16 protein-coding genes are annotated in these 15240 nt (G+C 58.6%); 10 read left to right on the forward strand and 6 right to left on the reverse strand.

What is annotated here, in order from left to right; genetic code table 11:
• Positions 1-29: 29 nt before the first annotated feature.
• The gene (locus ACF0H7_RS31970) at positions 30-683 is read right to left on the reverse strand and encodes a hypothetical protein (protein WP_397450760.1); all 654 of its coding nucleotides are present in this window, start codon (positions 681-683) and stop codon (positions 30-32) included.
• Positions 684-1065: 382 nt separating this feature from the next.
• On the opposite strand from ACF0H7_RS31970, the gene coxB reads away from it, so the two are divergent.
• The 4 genes from coxB (at position 1066) to ACF0H7_RS31990 (ending at position 5355) form a co-directional block, all read left to right on the forward strand.
• Positions 1066-2193 (forward strand): cytochrome c oxidase subunit II, encoded by a 1128-nt coding sequence (gene coxB, locus ACF0H7_RS31975; protein WP_397450761.1) that lies wholly within the window; start codon positions 1066-1068, stop codon positions 2191-2193.
• Between the two features lie 70 nt (positions 2194-2263).
• On the forward strand, positions 2264-3859 hold the full coding sequence (ctaD, locus tag ACF0H7_RS31980) for a cytochrome c oxidase subunit I (protein WP_397450762.1): 1596 nt from the start codon (positions 2264-2266) through the stop codon (positions 3857-3859).
• Position 3860: 1 nt separating this feature from the next.
• The gene (locus ACF0H7_RS31985; RefSeq protein WP_397450763.1) at positions 3861-4412 is read left to right on the forward strand and encodes a cytochrome c oxidase assembly protein; all 552 of its coding nucleotides are present in this window, start codon (positions 3861-3863) and stop codon (positions 4410-4412) included.
• Between the two features lie 55 nt (positions 4413-4467).
• Positions 4468-5355 carry a cytochrome c oxidase subunit 3 gene (locus ACF0H7_RS31990; RefSeq protein WP_397450764.1) on the forward strand — a complete coding sequence of 296 codons (888 nt, stop codon included), beginning with the start codon at positions 4468-4470 and terminating at the stop codon, positions 5353-5355.
• Positions 5356-5361: 6 nt separating this feature from the next.
• On the opposite strand, the gene ACF0H7_RS31995 is transcribed toward ACF0H7_RS31990, so the two are convergent.
• A complete protein-coding gene (locus tag ACF0H7_RS31995; protein WP_397450765.1) occupies positions 5362-5565 on the reverse strand; it encodes a twin transmembrane helix small protein in 204 nt (67 codons plus the stop codon).
• A 91-nt stretch (positions 5566-5656) separates the two neighbouring features.
• On the opposite strand from ACF0H7_RS31995, the gene ACF0H7_RS32000 reads away from it, so the two are divergent.
• The 5 genes from ACF0H7_RS32000 to ACF0H7_RS32020 are packed head-to-tail and all read left to right on the forward strand — an operon-like array spanning position 5657 to position 9591.
• Complete coding sequence (locus ACF0H7_RS32000) at positions 5657-6397, forward strand: SURF1 family protein (protein ID WP_397450766.1); 741 nt, start codon at positions 5657-5659, stop codon at positions 6395-6397.
• Entirely contained in the window at positions 6363-6956 is a 594-nt protein-coding gene (locus ACF0H7_RS32005) for a hypothetical protein (RefSeq protein ID WP_397450767.1), read from the forward strand. Before ACF0H7_RS32000 ends, ACF0H7_RS32005 begins: the two co-directional genes overlap by 35 nt.
• Before the next feature lie 9 nt (positions 6957-6965).
• Positions 6966-8027, forward strand: coding sequence for a heme A synthase (locus ACF0H7_RS32010; RefSeq protein ID WP_397450768.1), 1062 nt, complete (start codon positions 6966-6968; stop codon positions 8025-8027).
• A gap of 35 nt (positions 8028-8062) precedes the next feature.
• Positions 8063-8962: a heme o synthase gene (gene cyoE, locus ACF0H7_RS32015; RefSeq protein ID WP_397450769.1), complete on the forward strand. Its 900-nt coding sequence runs from the start codon at positions 8063-8065 to the stop codon at positions 8960-8962.
• Entirely contained in the window at positions 8959-9591 is a 633-nt protein-coding gene (locus ACF0H7_RS32020; protein ID WP_397450770.1) for an SCO family protein, read from the forward strand. Before cyoE ends, ACF0H7_RS32020 begins: the two co-directional genes overlap by 4 nt.
• A gap of 10 nt (positions 9592-9601) precedes the next feature.
• Here ACF0H7_RS32020 and ACF0H7_RS32025 read toward each other — a convergent pair whose 3' ends face one another.
• From ACF0H7_RS32025 to ACF0H7_RS32040, 4 genes are all read right to left on the reverse strand, one after another.
• Complete coding sequence (locus ACF0H7_RS32025) at positions 9602-10027, reverse strand: VOC family protein (RefSeq protein ID WP_397450771.1); 426 nt, start codon at positions 10025-10027, stop codon at positions 9602-9604.
• Positions 10028-10128: 101 nt separating this feature from the next.
• Entirely contained in the window at positions 10129-10908 is a 780-nt protein-coding gene (locus ACF0H7_RS32030) for a MetQ/NlpA family ABC transporter substrate-binding protein (protein ID WP_397450772.1), read from the reverse strand.
• Positions 10909-10964: 56 nt separating this feature from the next.
• On the reverse strand, positions 10965-11639 hold the full coding sequence (locus tag ACF0H7_RS32035) for a methionine ABC transporter permease (protein WP_397450773.1): 675 nt from the start codon (positions 11637-11639) through the stop codon (positions 10965-10967).
• Positions 11639-12646 (reverse strand): methionine ABC transporter ATP-binding protein, encoded by a 1008-nt coding sequence (locus ACF0H7_RS32040; RefSeq protein ID WP_397450774.1) that lies wholly within the window; start codon positions 12644-12646, stop codon positions 11639-11641. The genes ACF0H7_RS32035 and ACF0H7_RS32040 overlap by 1 nt, the downstream gene beginning before the upstream one ends.
• Before the next feature lie 367 nt (positions 12647-13013).
• On the opposite strand from ACF0H7_RS32040, the gene katE reads away from it, so the two are divergent.
• Positions 13014-15182, forward strand: a complete 2169-nt coding sequence (gene katE / locus ACF0H7_RS32045) for a catalase HPII (protein ID WP_397450775.1) — start codon at positions 13014-13016, stop codon at positions 15180-15182.
• Positions 15183-15240: the final 58 nt, after the last annotated feature.

Genomic DNA, 15240 nt, shown 5'->3' on the forward strand with positions numbered 1-15240 from the left:
GCGCGAGGCGATGGTCCTGCGGTGTTGCGTTAAAGCGTGTGGGTCTGGTCCAGATTGAGGCCGACACCTAATTGGCGCGACAGACTTGGCCAGCGCTTCCATGCGGCTTCGGTTTCCGGGCTTTTCAGACGCTCCCGATAAGCCTCGACCGATTCCAGCGCAAAGCTGTCGTCGTCGAGCATCTCATCCACGGCGTGGTGGACGGCTTCATCCAGTTGGTTGGCAAACTCTTCGCCGATCAACTGGTGGGCGATCACGCTGGCGACCGTGGTATTCGACGGGATCAGCGGCTGACCGAAATGCTTGATGTACAGGTCGTTCACTTCTTCGACCAGGCGGTTAGCCAGGTAGGCTTCGTCCAGCAGGCTATCCAGGCCTTCGTGCCCATCCATGATCGCTGGGGGCTGAAGGAAAAAGTGTTCGGCAATTTTCAGGACCGGCTTGATCTGGTCTTCGATACCGGCTTCAAGGGCGACCGCATGGGCAGCGTCCAGCAGTTCGGGTACCTGGTCTATGTAAGCCGCTACAAAGCGTGTCAAAACTCCTTTTGCATCTAATTCAGGCAGGTGAATGGCTGGGTGAAGGTGCGGTAATTGGGTTTCCAGCTGACGCGACAATTGGCCGGTTTTGGCCTCGTGTTGATGCGCACGTTGAATCTGCTCGCGCAAAGCGGCGGTGTTCATGAAGTCTCCTGAAGGCAATGAAGCAAATGCAGAATGAAAAGGAAGTCATACGGTAGCTTGCTTCTGAAAATCCATAAGACGTATTTGTCATAACAGATTCATATTTATGTGCAGGAGCTATATATGGCGTCCGTTGCCGTTACACATTCTCGCGCACGTAGTAGCTGCAAATTGACAAATTAGCCAACTAACTAGTTTTTTGACATCGCATTGCGAGGTTTGAGTCGCTGTCTATACTCGGGACTGAAAGGAAGATTAGCTGGTGACGCCCGACTGCATTCGCAGCCCTGGCCCCGGCCGTCAAGCGACCATTCTTGACCGCCGCTCCCTTGGCCGCAGGTGAAAGCCGGCGGGATAACAAGAACTATAAGGGGAACCCGCAATGATGCGACATCCACATGTCTGGATGGGCCTCCTGTTGTGGTCGGTTTTTGGCCAGGCGCAAGCCGCCTGGACGACCAATATGGCGCCTGGAGCAACCGATGTAAGCCATCAAGTGTTCGATCTGCACATGACCATTTTCTGGATATGTGTGGTGATTGGCATCGTGGTATTTGGTGCCATGTTCTGGTCAATGATTGTTCACCGGCGGTCTACCGGACAGGTGGCGGCCAAATTTCACGAGAGTACGACCGTCGAAATCCTGTGGACGGTGGTTCCGCTCGTGATCCTGATTGCCATGGCTATTCCCGCGACCCGCACCATGATCAAGATGTACGACACCAGTCAGTCGGACATCGACATTCTGATCACCGGTTATCAGTGGAAATGGCACTACAAGTACATGGGGCAGGACGTCGAGTTCTTCAGCAACCTGGCCACGCCTGCTGACCAAATTCATAACAAAGAAGCGAAAGGCGAAAACTACCTGCTGGAAGTCGACCAACCCTTGGTGGTCCCGGTGGGTGTGAAAATTCGCTTTCTGGTGACGGCCGCCGACGTTATTCACTCTTGGTGGGTACCGGCCTTTGCGGTCAAGCGCGACGCCATCCCCGGTTTCGTCAACGAAGCCTGGACCCGTGTCGACAAGCCCGGCATCTATCGCGGCCAATGTTCCGAATTGTGCGGCAAGGACCACGGCTTCATGCCGATTGTGGTCGAGGCCAAGACTCAGGCGGATTTCGACACCTGGATGGCCGGTCGCAAGGAAGAGGCTGCAAAACTCAAAGAGCTGACCAGTAAAGACTGGACGATGGAAGAGCTGGTTGCCCGTGGCGACAAGGTCTACCACACCACCTGCGTGGCCTGTCACCAGGCCGAAGGTCAGGGCTTGCCGCCGATGTTCCCGGCGCTCAAAGGTTCGAAAACCGTTACCGGGCCTAAAGAGGGTCACCTGAGCACGGTGTTCCATGGTCGGCCGGGTACCGCGATGGCGGCCTTTGGCAAGCAGCTTTCCGAAGTCGATATTGCCGCCGTGGTCACCTACGAACGTAATGCGTGGGGCAACAACAAAGGCGACATGGTGACGCCGAAAGAAGTGCTGGCTCTGAAACAGGCGGACAGCAAATGACTCAGTCAAACCGCTATTCGCCTCGTTCCGCCCCGGTGTGTGCAGCTCACCGTTTTGCAGGAGACAGGACATGAGTGCAGTGATCGATGACCATGGCCACGCCGGCCATGATGAGCATGCGCACGGCCCGGCAAAAGGCCTCATGCGCTGGGTACTGACCACCAACCACAAAGACATCGGCACGCTGTACCTGTGGTTTGCCTTCTGTATGTTTTTGCTGGGTGGCTCGTTCGCCATGGTGATTCGCGCCGAGTTGTTCCAGCCCGGACTGCAAATCGTCGAGCCGGCGTTCTTCAACCAGATGACCACCATGCACGGCCTGGTGATGGTGTTCGGTGCGGTGATGCCAGCGTTCGTCGGCCTCGCCAACTGGATGATCCCGTTGATGATCGGCGCGCCGGACATGGCCCTGCCACGGATGAACAACTTCAGCTTCTGGCTGCTGCCAGCGGCGTTCATCCTGCTGGTGTCGACCTTGTTCATGCCCGGTGGTGGGCCGAATTTTGGTTGGACCTTCTACGCGCCGCTATCGACTACCTACGCCCCACCGAGCGTGACCTTTTTCATCTTCGCCATCCACATGATGGGGATCAGTTCGATCATGGGCGCGATCAATGTGATCGCCACCATCCTCAACCTGCGCGCTCCCGGCATGACCCTGATGAAGATGCCGCTGTTTGTCTGGACCTGGCTGATCACCGCGTTCCTGCTGATCGCGGTGATGCCGGTATTGGCCGGTTGCGTGACTATGATGCTGATGGACATCCACTTCGGCACCAGCTTCTTCAGTGCGGCCGGTGGCGGTGATCCGGTGTTGTTCCAGCACGTGTTCTGGTTCTTCGGGCACCCTGAGGTGTACATCATGATCCTGCCGGCGTTCGGCGCGGTCAGTTCGATCATCCCGACCTTCTCACGCAAGCCACTGTTTGGTTACACCTCGATGGTGTACGCCACGGCGAGTATTGCCTTCCTGTCGTTCATCGTCTGGGCGCACCATATGTTCGTGGTCGGCATCCCGCTGGTGGGCGAGTTGTTCTTCATGTACGCCACGCTGCTGATTGCCGTGCCGACCGGGGTGAAGGTGTTCAACTGGGTCAGCACCATGTGGCAGGGCTCATTGAGCTTCGAGACGCCGATGCTGTTCGCGGTGGCCTTCGTCATCCTGTTCACCATCGGCGGTTTCTCCGGGTTGATGCTGGCGATTGCGCCGGCGGACTTCCAGTACCAGGACACCTACTTCGTGGTCGCGCACTTCCACTACGTGCTGGTGCCGGGGGCGATCTTCGGGATCTTCGCGTCGGCCTACTACTGGCTGCCGAAATGGACCGGGCACATGTACGACGAAACTCTCGGCAAGCTGCATTTCTGGCTGTCGTTCGTGGGCATGAACATGGCCTTCTTCCCGATGCACTTCCTCGGGCTGGCCGGGATGCCGCGACGGATTCCGGACTACAACCTGCAATTCGCCAACTTCAATATGGTTTCGTCCATCGGTGCCTTCACCTTTGGCGCGACGCAGATCTTCTTCCTGTTCATCGTGATCAAGACCATTCGCGGCGGTAAGCCTGCGCCGGCCAAGCCGTGGGACGGTGCCGATGGTCTGGAGTGGAGCATTCCTTCACCCGCGCCGTATCACACCTTCACGACTCCGCCGGAAGTGAAATGACATGGACGAAGGGCGCTCTACCAAAAAGCTGGTGATTCGCCTGCTGTTGATGGTGGTGGTGATGTTTGCCTTCGGTTTTGCTCTGGTGCCGTTGTACGACGTGATGTGCAAGGCCCTCGGCATTAATGGCAAGACCGGTGGCAAGTACGAAGGCTCACAGGTGGTGGACCTGGATCGGCAGATTCGCGTGCAGTTTCTGTCGAGCAATAACTCGGACATGGTCTGGGACTTCTACCCCAAGGGCGAGCACCTGGACGTCCACCCTGGCGCCGTTAACGAGATGCTGTTCGTGGCGCGTAACCCGACCGATCACGTCATGAAGGCGCAGGCGATTCCGAGTATTTCGCCGGGTGACGTGGCGGTGTATTTCCACAAGACCGAATGCTTCTGCTTCACCCAGCAAGTGCTACAGCCCGGTGAGCGGATTGAAATGCCGGTGCGGTTTATCGTCGACCGCGCCGTACCCAAGGATGTGAAGCAACTAACGCTGGGCTACACGCTGTTCGATATCACTGCGCGCTCGCCTCCGGTTGCCCACATTGCCAGTAACTAGGTTCTGAGCAACCAAGGCCTGATCAGTCAGGGCGCCCGATAAGGAGAACAATAAGATGGCAGTTCATGAGCATTATTACGTTCCCGCACAAAGCAAATGGCCGATCATTGCCACGGTCGGCATGTTCACCACTATGTTTGGCCTGGGCACCTGGTTCAACGACCTGAAAGCCGCGCGTCCTGACTCTCACGGGCCGCTGATCTTTTTCGTCGGCGGGTTGGTGCTGGCCTACATGCTGTTTGGCTGGTTCGGCACGGTGATCAAGGAAAGCCGCTCCGGGCTGTTCAGCGCGCAGATGGATCGATCATTTCGCTGGGGGATGAGCTGGTTCATCTTTTCCGAGGTGATGTTCTTCATTGCCTTCTTTGGTGCGCTGTTTTACGTGCGGACCTGGGCCGGTCCCTGGCTCGGCGGTGAAGGCTCCAAAGGCGTTGCGCACATGCTGTGGCCCAACTTTCACTACACCTGGCCGTTGCTGAGTCCGCCGGACCCGAAAATGTTCCCAGGGCCGAAAGAGGTGATCAATCCGTGGCACCTGCCGCTGATCAACACCATCTTGCTGGTCAGTTCCAGCGTCACCGTGACCATCGCTCACCACGCACTGAAAAAAGGCCATCGCGGCGCGCTGAAAATCTGGTTGGCGATCACAGTTCTGCTGGGCCTGAGTTTCCTCACCCTGCAAGCCTCGGAATACATGGAGGCCTACCACGAGTTAGGTCTGACCCTGGGTTCCGGCATCTATGGCGCGACATTCTTCATGCTCACCGGGTTTCACGGCGCTCACGTGACCATCGGCACCATCATCCTGTTCGTGATGCTGATGCGGATCATGCGCGGGCATTTCGACGCCGATCATCAGTTCGGATTCGAGGCGGCGAGTTGGTATTGGCATTTTGTCGACGTGGTGTGGATCGGCTTGTTCGTCTTTGTTTATGTGCTTTAACGCTGCTTACCAGGTGGCGTGGGACACCAGTTGGCCGCTGTAGAAGCCCCAGGCGATCAAGATGATGGTCGCGGCGGCCAGGCAGACGCGGACGGTCAGGGCCTTGACCACGCGGTTGGAGCGGCTGTCGTCTTTGACCAGAAAGAACAGGCCGCTGAACAAGCTGATGATCGTGGCAATAAGCATTAGAACGATTGCCGCTTTGAGCATGCTGAGTCTCCAGGGCACTTCACTGAATGGCGGGGGTACAGGCGATGTCTTGCAGTATAGCTACTCGCCGGGCAGCAGATTCGGAGGCGTCATGACTCGCTTCCAGCCTGGCGTCGCGCCGTCGGTGGTGGTGTTCCTGCTGCTGCCGTTGCTGGTATTTCTCGGCTTCTGGCAACTGGGCCGGGGCGAAGAAAAGCGCCTGTTATTGAACACCTACGCCGAGCGTCGTGTCGCCGAACCGATGGCCAGCACTCTCCTGCAAGAGACCGCCGATCCTGCCTATCGCCGCGTACAGTTGCGCGGTCAGTTCGACAGCGAACACAGCCTGATGCTGGACAACAGCACCCGCGACGGCCGCCCTGGTATCGAATTGATTCAACCCTTTCATGATCAGGCCAGCGGGCTGTGGCTGTGGGTCAATCGTGGCTGGCTGCCGTGGCCGAGTCGTCGCACAGCGCCGAGTTTCACCACGCCGAATCAAACGGTAAACCTCAATGCCTGGGTCTATGTGCCGACGGGCGCGACCTTCCAATTGGCGCCTGACCCGGTCGGTGCGCCTTGGCCACGACTGGTGACCGCCGTAGATCCGGCCAAGCTCTGGCCCGAGCTGGGGCGCGAAGGGTTTGCCTATGAAGTGCGCCTGGAGCCTGGCATCGCGGCCTATCAGATCGATTGGCCTGTCGTGGCGATGGGGCCGGAAAAACACCTCGCTTATGCCGTGCAGTGGTTCGCCATGGCGACCGCCCTGTTCGGACTTTATCTGTACCTCGGATTGCACAACGCCAAGGAGAAAAAGCATGGGAGCGGCCATGAATCCACTCAACATGTCTGAAGCACGCCCGCCACAACAGCGGCGCAAGGGACGCCTGCAATTGATTCTGGTATTTCTGGTGGCCGTCGGCCCGATGCTGCTGGCCACGGGCATGTACAAATTGCAGTTCTGGGTGCCAGACGGTCGCAGCTACCACGGCGAGATGATCGGTAACGGCCAGAGCCGCGCCGATCTTGGCATCCAGGCTGATGACCAGCACTGGCAACTGTTGGTCAGTGCGCCGCAGAGCTGCACGGCGGACTGCCGGCACTTGGTGTACCTGGCGCGGCAACTGCAAGTCGGCCTGGGTGCGGACTCTTCCCGGGCCAGCCACGCGTTAGCCGTCGCACAACCCCTGGACGCCGAATACACCGACAAGCTGACCCGCGAATACCCGAAATTACAGCGCTACCCGCTGGACGTGTCGCAGTACAACAAAGCGGTTCCCGACGTTCAAGCGCCACAACTGTGGATTATCGACCCCCATGGCAACCTGGTGCTGCGTTACGACGCCAAGGTTAACGGCAAGGACCTGCTCAACGATTTACGCCAACTGCTGAAACTATCGAACATTGGATAGGGCACCGTCATGGCCAGAACTGGATTTCGCCTCGCTTTGCTTGCCACGCTGCTTGCGCTGGTCGTGGTGTTACTCGGTGCCTACACCCGCTTGACGCACGCGGGCCTGGGGTGTCCTGACTGGCCAGGCTGTTACGGGTTTATCAGCGTGCCCAACAGCGAGGCGCAATTGGCCCACGCCGAGCTGCACTTTCCGGATTCTCCGGTGGAGGCGCACAAAGGTCGTAACGAGATGGTTCATCGTTACTTTGCCGGCACGTTGACGCTGATGATCATCTTGCTGGCGGCGCAAGCGGTGCGTCGTCGCCATCAAGAGGGCCATCCGTTCAAACTGCCACTGTTGATGCTGGGCGTGGTGGTGGCGCAGGCGGCCTTCGGCATGTGGACGGTGACGTTAAAACTGTGGCCGCAGGTGGTGACCGCGCATTTGCTGGGCGGGATAACCACCTTGAGCCTGTTGTTTTTGCTGACCCTGCGCTTGTCGGGCGGGTTCGCCCCAATGCCGGAATTGCCGGTAAAACTGCGGCGTTTGGCAGTGTCAGGTTTGGTGTTGGTGGTGGCTCAGATTGCCTTGGGCGGATGGGTCAGCTCCAACTACGCGGCGGTGGCCTGTATCGACCTGCCGACCTGCCACGGCGAATGGTGGCCCAAAGCGGACTTCGCCAACGGCTTCCACCTCACTCAGCACATCGGCCCCAACTACCTGGGCGGGCAGCTGGACAGCGATGCCCGAACCGCCATTCACATCACCCACCGCTTGGGTGCGCTGGTGGTGACATTGGTGTTGCTGGCATTGGCCTGGCAATTGAAGCGCGCCGGTCTCAAAGGCATGGCAGGGCTGGTGCTGCTGGCGCTTGGAGTGCAGATCGCGCTGGGAGTCAGCAATGTGATTTTCCACCTGCCGCTGCCGGTCGCCGTGGCGCATAACGCCGGGGGCGCGGCGTTGATGCTGACCATGACCTTGGTCAATTACCGCGTCCGCTCCGTCGTGGGGCTGGCGACGAAAGCCAATCGAATTCCGGGCTTTCAAGGACAGGGTCTTGCTCACCCTCAGCTGCATCCGGGCAAATAACCTGGCACAGAACAATAACGATAAGGGGAAATGCCATGACGACTTTAGTGCGCGAGCAGCAACGCCAGGCGATCTGGCGTGATTACCTCGAACTGACCAAGCCCAAGGTGGTGGTGTTGATGTTGATCACCTCACTGGTGGGCATGTTTCTCGCCACTCGGGCGGGTGTGCCGTGGACCGTATTGGTGTTCGGCAACATGGGCATCGCCTTTTGTGCGGGCGGCGCGGCGGTGGTCAATCATGTGGTGGATCGGCGTATCGACGCGGTGATGGCCCGCACCCACAAACGCCCGATTGCCGAAGGTCGCGTGACACCCTTCGCGGCGCTGACGTTCGCCTTGCTGCTGGCCGTTGCGGGTCAGGCACTGTTGCTGGCGTTTACCAACCCGCTGACCGCTTGGCTGACCCTCGCGTCCCTGCTCGGCTACGCCGTGGTCTACACCGGCTTTCTCAAGCGCGCCACACCGCAAAACATTGTGATCGGTGGCTTGGCCGGGGCTGCGCCGCCACTGCTGGGCTGGGTCGCCACCAATGGCCATATCGGCGCTGAACCGCTGCTGCTGGTGCTGATCATCTTCGCCTGGACCCCGCCACACTTCTGGGCGCTGGCGATCCATCGCAAAGAGGAATACGCCAAGGCCGACATTCCGATGTTGCCGGTGACCCACGGCGAGCACTACACCAAGGTGCATATCCTGCTGTACACCTTCATGTTGCTGGCGGTAAGCCTGATGCCGTTCGTGATCCACATGAGCGGCATCCTGTATCTGGTCTGCGCGCTGGGCCTTGGTGCGCGCTTCCTGCAATGGTCGTGGGTGCTGTACCGTGGCATCAAACCGCACGCGGCGATCAACACCTTCAAGTACTCTATTTACTACTTGTTCCTGCTGTTCATCGCGCTGCTTGTCGACCACTACCTAATGTTGAATCTATGACTCGAGTTCAAAAAACGGTATTCATCCTCGTCGCCATCGTGGCGCTGATACTCGGCCTGACGGTCAATAAGGTACTGTCCGGCAGAGGCCAGGGTGACCCTACGGCGATGATCGATGCCGGCATCATTCTGCTGCCGTCCACTCGCAGCCTGCCTGACCTGAAAATGATCGATCAGGATGGCAAACCGGTGGCGGTCGATGAGTTGAAGGGTAAATGGACCATGCTGTTTTTCGGCTATACCTTCTGCCCGGACATTTGCCCGACCACCCTCGCCGATTTGCGCCTGATCAAAAGCCAGCTGCCCAAGGATGTGGTTGGTAATCTGCGGATCATCCTGGTCAGCGTCGACCCGAATCGCGACACCCCGGAAAAGCTCAAGCAATACCTGGGCTATTTCGATCCTGAATTCCAGGGCCTGACGGCGCCGGTAGAAGACATTCAGAAACTGGCCAACGCGGTGAGCATTCCGTTCATCCCGGCCGACACCAGCAAGCCCAACTACACCGTCGACCACAGCGGCAACCTCGCCCTGCTCGGCCCGGACGGCACCCAGCGCGGGTTTATTCGTTCGCCGCTGAACAACCAGAAGATGGTGGCGCAGTTGCCGGGGTTGCTGGCGCGTAAGTGATCTGTGCGGGTTATTTGGCGAAAAGCTGCCCGATATCCTTGAACGCCTTGAACTCCAGCGCATTGCCGCAGGGATCGAGCAGGAACATGGTCGCCTGCTCGCCCACCTGCCCTTTGAAGCGAATGTAGGGTTCGATCACGAAGGCGGTCTCCCGCGATTTCAGCCGGTCGGCCAATGCCTCCCACTGATCCCAATCCAGCACCACGCCGAAATGCGGGACGGGTACGTCGTGGCCGTCGACCGGGTTGCTCAGGGCGTGTTCTTGCGCGGCGCTTTGGGCTTGGTAATGGATGACCAGTTGATGGCCGAAGAAATTGAAGTCGACCCAATGATCGCTACTGCGGCCTTCGCTGCAGCCGAAGACATCGCCGTAGAAGTGTCGGGCGGCGGCCAGGTCATAAACCGGTATGGCGAGATGGAAGGGTGTCAGGGCCATGATGAAAATCCTCTGTAGGAGCCAACTTGTTGGCGAGTGGCTTAATGAGATGTGTCTGTTATGCCGCCTCGCGAACACGTTAGCCCCAGCGGCGTAAGCAATCAAAACACCGGGACAAACACGCCCTGGTATTTCTCCAGAATAAACTGCTTCACTTCCGGGCTGTGCAAGGCGGCCACCAGTTTCTGCATGGCCGATGAACCGCGGTTGTCTGGGCGGGCCACCAGCAGGTTCACAAATGGCGAACCACTGCCTTCGATGAACAGCGCATCTTTAGCGGGGTCCATGTCCACAGCGTGTGCGTAGCTGGCGTTGATCACGGTCAGGTCGACGGTGGTCAGCACGCGCGGCAGTGTTGAGGCTTCCAGTTCGCTGAACTGTAGGTTCTTCGGGTTCTTGGCAATGTCGTGGGGTGTTTCGGGGAGAGTGGCAGGGTCTTTCAGGGTGATCAGCCCGGCTTTACTCAGCAGCAATAAAGCCCGGCCTTCATTGCTTGGGTCATTCGGCAGGGCAACCCGAGAGCCGTCAGGCAGGTCGTCGAACGTAGTGCTTTTGTAGGTGCCTGAATAGATGCCCTGCGGATCAATATAAACCTTGGCCACAGCCAGCAGATCGGTGCCTTTTTCTTTGTTGAATTGATCTAGGGCGGGTTGATTCTGGAAGAAGTTGGCGTCGAGCTTGTGCTCTTCAAGCTGCACATTGGGCTGGATGTAGTCGCTGAAGACGATGACCCGCAGGTCGATTCCGTCCTTGGCCAGCAAGGGTTTGACCACTTCGAGGATTTCCGCCTGGGGAGTGGCGGAGGCGCCGACAGTTAGGGTTTCATCGGCGTGCACAGTCAGAGCAACAACGGCGGCAAAGGCGGCGAGGAGCTTTTTCATGCGTGGATTCCGTGGGCGGTGGCGGGTCGGCGACCCGCCACTGTGATCCCTCGATTCTAGCGGTGGGTGTAGTGCGCCACCAGCTTGTCGCCGATGGTTTGCAGGATTTGCACCAGTACCAACAGCAATACGACGGTCACGAACATCACATCGTTCTGGAAACGCTGGTAACCGTAACGAATCGCCAGGTCGCCCAGACCGCCCGCGCCCACGGCACCGGCCATCGCAGTGAATGACACCAGGGCAATCGCAGTGACGGTGATCGCAGCCAGAATGCCAGGCCGCGCTTCCGGCAACAGTGCCTTGACGATGATCTGCCGGGTGGTGGCGCCCATCGCCTGGGTCGCTTCGATGATGCCTTTGTCGACTTCGCGCAGGGCAGTCTCGACCAGGCGGGCGAAGAACGGCGTGGCGCCAGCGATCAACGGCGGCAAGGTCCCGAGTACACCCAGGGTGGTGCCGGTGATGATTTCGGTCACCGGCATCATCACGATCAGCAGGATGATGAAGGGCAGCGCCCGCAGCAGGTTGACGATCAATGCCACGGTCGCATACAGCGGCTGATTTTCCCGCAGTTGATGAGGCGAGGTCAGGAACATCAATACGCCCAGCGGCAAGCCAAGCAGCACGGTGAACGCCAGAGAGACGCTGAGCATGATCAGGGTATCGCCGATAGCGACCCAAATTTCGTACCAGTCAACGTTGGAAAACAGAGCGAGCAAGGTATCCATCAGCGCAGCACCTCCATGTGAACATCGGCGGCGGTGAATGCGGCAAAGGCGGCGTCCATGTCGCCGCCGGTGATGGCCAGGGTCAGTTGCCCATAGGGGGTGTCTTTGATGCGGTCGATGCGGCCGGCAAGGATGCTGTAGTCGACGCCGGTTTCTCGCGCCACAGTGCCCAGCAGCGGCGCGTAGGTGGCTTCACCTTGGAACGTCAGACGCACGATACGACCCAGTACGTGAGAGAAGTCATCACGTTGTTCGCCTTCGTCGATCTGCTCGTCTTCCTGCACGAAGCGGCGTGTGGTCGGGTGCTTCGGATGCAGGAACACCTCCGCGACCGGACCCTGCTCGACGATCTTACCGGCGTCCATTACCGCGACGTGGTCGCAAACGCGCCGGATCACGTCCATTTCGTGGGTGATCAGGACGATAGTCAGCTTCAGCTCGCGATTGATCTCGGCCAGCAGCTGCAACACCGACGCCGTGGTTTGCGGGTCGAGGGCGCTGGTGGCTTCATCGCAGAGCAGGATTTTTGGTTTGGTCGCCAACGCACGGGCAATGCCCACGCGCTGCTTTTGCCCGCCTGACAGCTGGCTCGGATATTTCTTGGCGTGATCGGACAGGCCGACGCGCTCTAGCAACTCGGTCACGCGCTGGTCAATCTGGCTGCGGCTCATGTCGCCGGCCAGGGTCAGCGGCATGCCGACGTTGTCCGCCACGGTTTTGGACGCCAGCAGATTGAAGTGCTGGAAAATCATCCCGACTTGACGGCGGAAGGCGCGCAGGCCATTGGCGTCGAGTGCAGTTACGTCTTCGTCATCGACGATGATCTGGCCGCCACTTGGGGTTTCCAGACGGTTGATCAGCCGCAGCAGCGTGCTTTTGCCAGCGCCGGAATGACCAATCAGGCCGAACACCTGGCCGTCTTCGACGCGCAGGCTGGTGGGATGCAGCGCAGGGATTTCGCGGTCTGCAACCCGGTAGGTTTTATGGACGTTATGAAACTCGATCACTTAGCGAACCTTGTGGGGGCGCGGTAAAAAAGGTGGTGGCAATGCCGGATGTTCAGGCGTTCTTACGACCAGCGAGCGCCGGCTGGGTTAGCCGGGCGCGCATTTTAGCCTGTCCGGCTATAGGTTCTTAGCATTTATTTCATGACAAACCTTCGAAACGGCAATAACGCGATCGATGGCGGTGGTGACTTCCGCCCTCTGAGAAGGGTAGACCAAAGGTCATGAAATACACGGAACGGCTGTTTTGCGGTTCAGTCAGTAAAGAAACATCCCGATTTTCCTGCGTGCCGTGCCAGGAGAGTTTTTTGCTGACCCAACACCGCCGTTTCGGCGCCGGGTTTGCCTGCAACCGAGGAGTTTCAGTCTGATGGCCACCAAGAAAACCATAACCAACACCACCACTAGCCCCAATTCTAAAACCGCTAATAGTGAACTTGCGGGCACCGACACCCTGGACCGCGGCAACACCAGCGCGAAGCTGGACAGCCTGGAACAGTTCCGGTCGGACGCTACCGGCCAGGCGCTACGCACGAATCAGGGGGTGAAGGTTGCCGATAACCAGAACACCCTCAAGGTCGGTGAGCGCGGTCCGTCGTTGCTCGAAGACTTCATCATGCGGGAAAAGATTACCCACTTTGACCACGAGCGGATTCCGGAGCGCATCGTTCACGCGCGAGGTACTGCGGCTCATGGGTACTTTCAGAGTTACGAGAACCACGCTCCCCTGACCAAAGCCGCTTTCCTGCAAGATCCTGGGAAAAAGACCCCGGTTTTCGTGCGTTTTTCCACCGTGCAAGGGCCGCGAGGCTCAGGCGATACGGTGCGTGACGTGCGTGGCTTTGCGGTGAAGCTCTACACCGACGAAGGCAACTTCGATCTGGTCGGCAACAACATGCCGGTGTTTTTCATTCAGGACGCGATCAAGTTTCCTGACTTCGTGCATGCGGTAAAACCCGAGCCGCACAACGAAATTCCCACAGGCGGCTCGGCCCACGACACGTTCTGGGATTTTGTCTCGCTGGTGCCTGAGTCCGCGCACATGGTGATCTGGACCATGTCTGACCGCGCGATTCCGAAAAGCCTGCGAACCATGCAGGGCTTCGGTATTCACACCTTCCGCCTGATCAATGCCGAAGGAACGTCGACCTTCGTCAAGTTTCATTGGAAGCCAAAGTTCGGCGTGTGCTCGTTGTTGTGGGATGAAGCACAGAAGCTCGCAGGCAAAGACACCGATTACCATCGGCGCGATCTGTGGGAGTCGATTGAAAGTGGCGACTATCCAGAATGGGAGTTGGGGGTGCAGATCGTCGCCGAGGAGGACGAGCATTCGTTCGATTTCGACATTCTTGACCCGACCAAAATCATTCCGGAAGAGCTGGTGCCGGTAACGCCGCTGGGCAAAATGGTGCTCAATCGCAACCCGGATAATTTCTTTGCCGAGACCGAGCAGGTGGCGTTCTGTCCTGGGCATATCGTGCCGGGGATCGACTTCTCCAATGATCCGCTACTGCAAGGTCGGCTGTTTTCCTACACCGACACGCAAATCAGCCGGCTCGGTGGTCCGAATTTTCACGAGATCCCAATCAACCGGCCGTTAGCGCCCAACCACAGCGGGCAACGCGACGCCCAGCACCGCGTCACCATCGACAAGGGGCGTACGTCATACGAGCCGAACTCGATTGATGGCGGCTGGCCGAAGGAAACCCCACCTGCCCCGCAAGATGGCGGCTTCGAAAGTTATCCGGAGCGTCTGGAAGCGCACAAAATTCGCCGTCGCAGCGAGTCGTTCTCGGATCACTTCTCCCAGGCACGGCTGTTCTTCCAGAGCATGAGCCACCACGAAAAAGAGCACATCATTGCTGCTTACAGCTTTGAACTGGGCAAGGTCGAGCGCGACTGGATACGGGCGCGGCAGGTCAATGAAATCCTCGCCAATATCGATCTGGAGTTGGCCGCTCGTGTGGCGAAGAACCTTGGGCTACCAGTGCCAAAACAAGGAACGGTGCCGGAAAAAACGCTATCGCTGAAAGCATCCCCCGCATTGAGCCAGGCCAATTTGCTGTCTGGCGATATCGTTTCGCGCAAGGTAGCGATTTTGGCAGCGGATGGCGTCGACGGTGGCGCCATTGCCGCGTTGAAAAAGGCATTGGAAGCGGAAGGTGCGCGCGCCAAATTGCTGGGGCCGACCTCGGCACCGATCACCACGGCGGATGGCAAAAGCCTGGTGGTGGACGCGTCGATGGAAGGCATGCCTTCGATCGCCTTCGATGCGGTATTCGTGCCGGGTGGAGCGGAGTCGGTGAAAGCGCTGAGTGCCAACGGCGTTGCACTGCACTTCCTGCTGGAAGCCTACAAGCACCTCAAAGCGATTGAGCTGAACGGTGAGGCAGGGCAATTGCTGAATGCGTTGCATCTGGAGGCGGACGAGGGATTGCTGCTGAGCAAGGACACCAAGAGCTTCAAGGCGTTCTTTGCTGCGATCGCCCAGCATCGGGTCTGGGCGCGGGAGCCAAAAGCCAAGGCGGTTCCGGCGTAAGCGTTACACATAATCTGTAGGAGCTGCCGCAGGCTGCGATAAGGTCGGAACGACCTTC

Origin of the sequence: Pseudomonas sp. NA-150, assembly GCF_044336365.1 — a bacterium.
In the GTDB taxonomy this organism is placed as follows: domain Bacteria; phylum Pseudomonadota; class Gammaproteobacteria; order Pseudomonadales; family Pseudomonadaceae; genus Aquipseudomonas.

Excerpts from the sequence above, each read along its gene's own strand:
- cyoE (WP_397450769.1), top strand. The coding sequence starts at position 8,063 with ATGACGACTTTAGTGCGCGAGCAGCAACGCCAGGCGATCTGGCGTGAT.
- ACF0H7_RS31985 (WP_397450763.1), top strand. The coding sequence starts at position 3,861 with ATGGACGAAGGGCGCTCTACCAAAAAGCTGGTGATTCGCCTGCTGTTG.
- ctaD (WP_397450762.1), top strand. The coding sequence starts at position 2,264 with ATGAGTGCAGTGATCGATGACCATGGCCACGCCGGCCATGATGAGCAT.
- ACF0H7_RS32005 (WP_397450767.1), top strand. The coding sequence starts at position 6,363 with ATGGGAGCGGCCATGAATCCACTCAACATGTCTGAAGCACGCCCGCCA.
- ACF0H7_RS32010 (WP_397450768.1), top strand. The coding sequence starts at position 6,966 with ATGGCCAGAACTGGATTTCGCCTCGCTTTGCTTGCCACGCTGCTTGCG.
- coxB (WP_397450761.1), top strand. The coding sequence starts at position 1,066 with ATGATGCGACATCCACATGTCTGGATGGGCCTCCTGTTGTGGTCGGTT.
- ACF0H7_RS31995 (WP_397450765.1), bottom strand. The coding sequence starts at position 5,565 with ATGCTCAAAGCGGCAATCGTTCTAATGCTTATTGCCACGATCATCAGC.
- ACF0H7_RS32025 (WP_397450771.1), bottom strand. The coding sequence starts at position 10,027 with ATGGCCCTGACACCCTTCCATCTCGCCATACCGGTTTATGACCTGGCC.
- ACF0H7_RS32030 (WP_397450772.1), bottom strand. The coding sequence starts at position 10,908 with ATGAAAAAGCTCCTCGCCGCCTTTGCCGCCGTTGTTGCTCTGACTGTG.
- ACF0H7_RS31990 (WP_397450764.1), top strand. The coding sequence starts at position 4,468 with ATGGCAGTTCATGAGCATTATTACGTTCCCGCACAAAGCAAATGGCCG.
- katE (WP_397450775.1), top strand. The coding sequence starts at position 13,014 with ATGGCCACCAAGAAAACCATAACCAACACCACCACTAGCCCCAATTCT.
- ACF0H7_RS32000 (WP_397450766.1), top strand. The coding sequence starts at position 5,657 with ATGACTCGCTTCCAGCCTGGCGTCGCGCCGTCGGTGGTGGTGTTCCTG.
- ACF0H7_RS32035 (WP_397450773.1), bottom strand. The coding sequence starts at position 11,639 with ATGGATACCTTGCTCGCTCTGTTTTCCAACGTTGACTGGTACGAAATT.
- ACF0H7_RS31970 (WP_397450760.1), bottom strand. The coding sequence starts at position 683 with ATGAACACCGCCGCTTTGCGCGAGCAGATTCAACGTGCGCATCAACAC.
- ACF0H7_RS32020 (WP_397450770.1), top strand. The coding sequence starts at position 8,959 with ATGACTCGAGTTCAAAAAACGGTATTCATCCTCGTCGCCATCGTGGCG.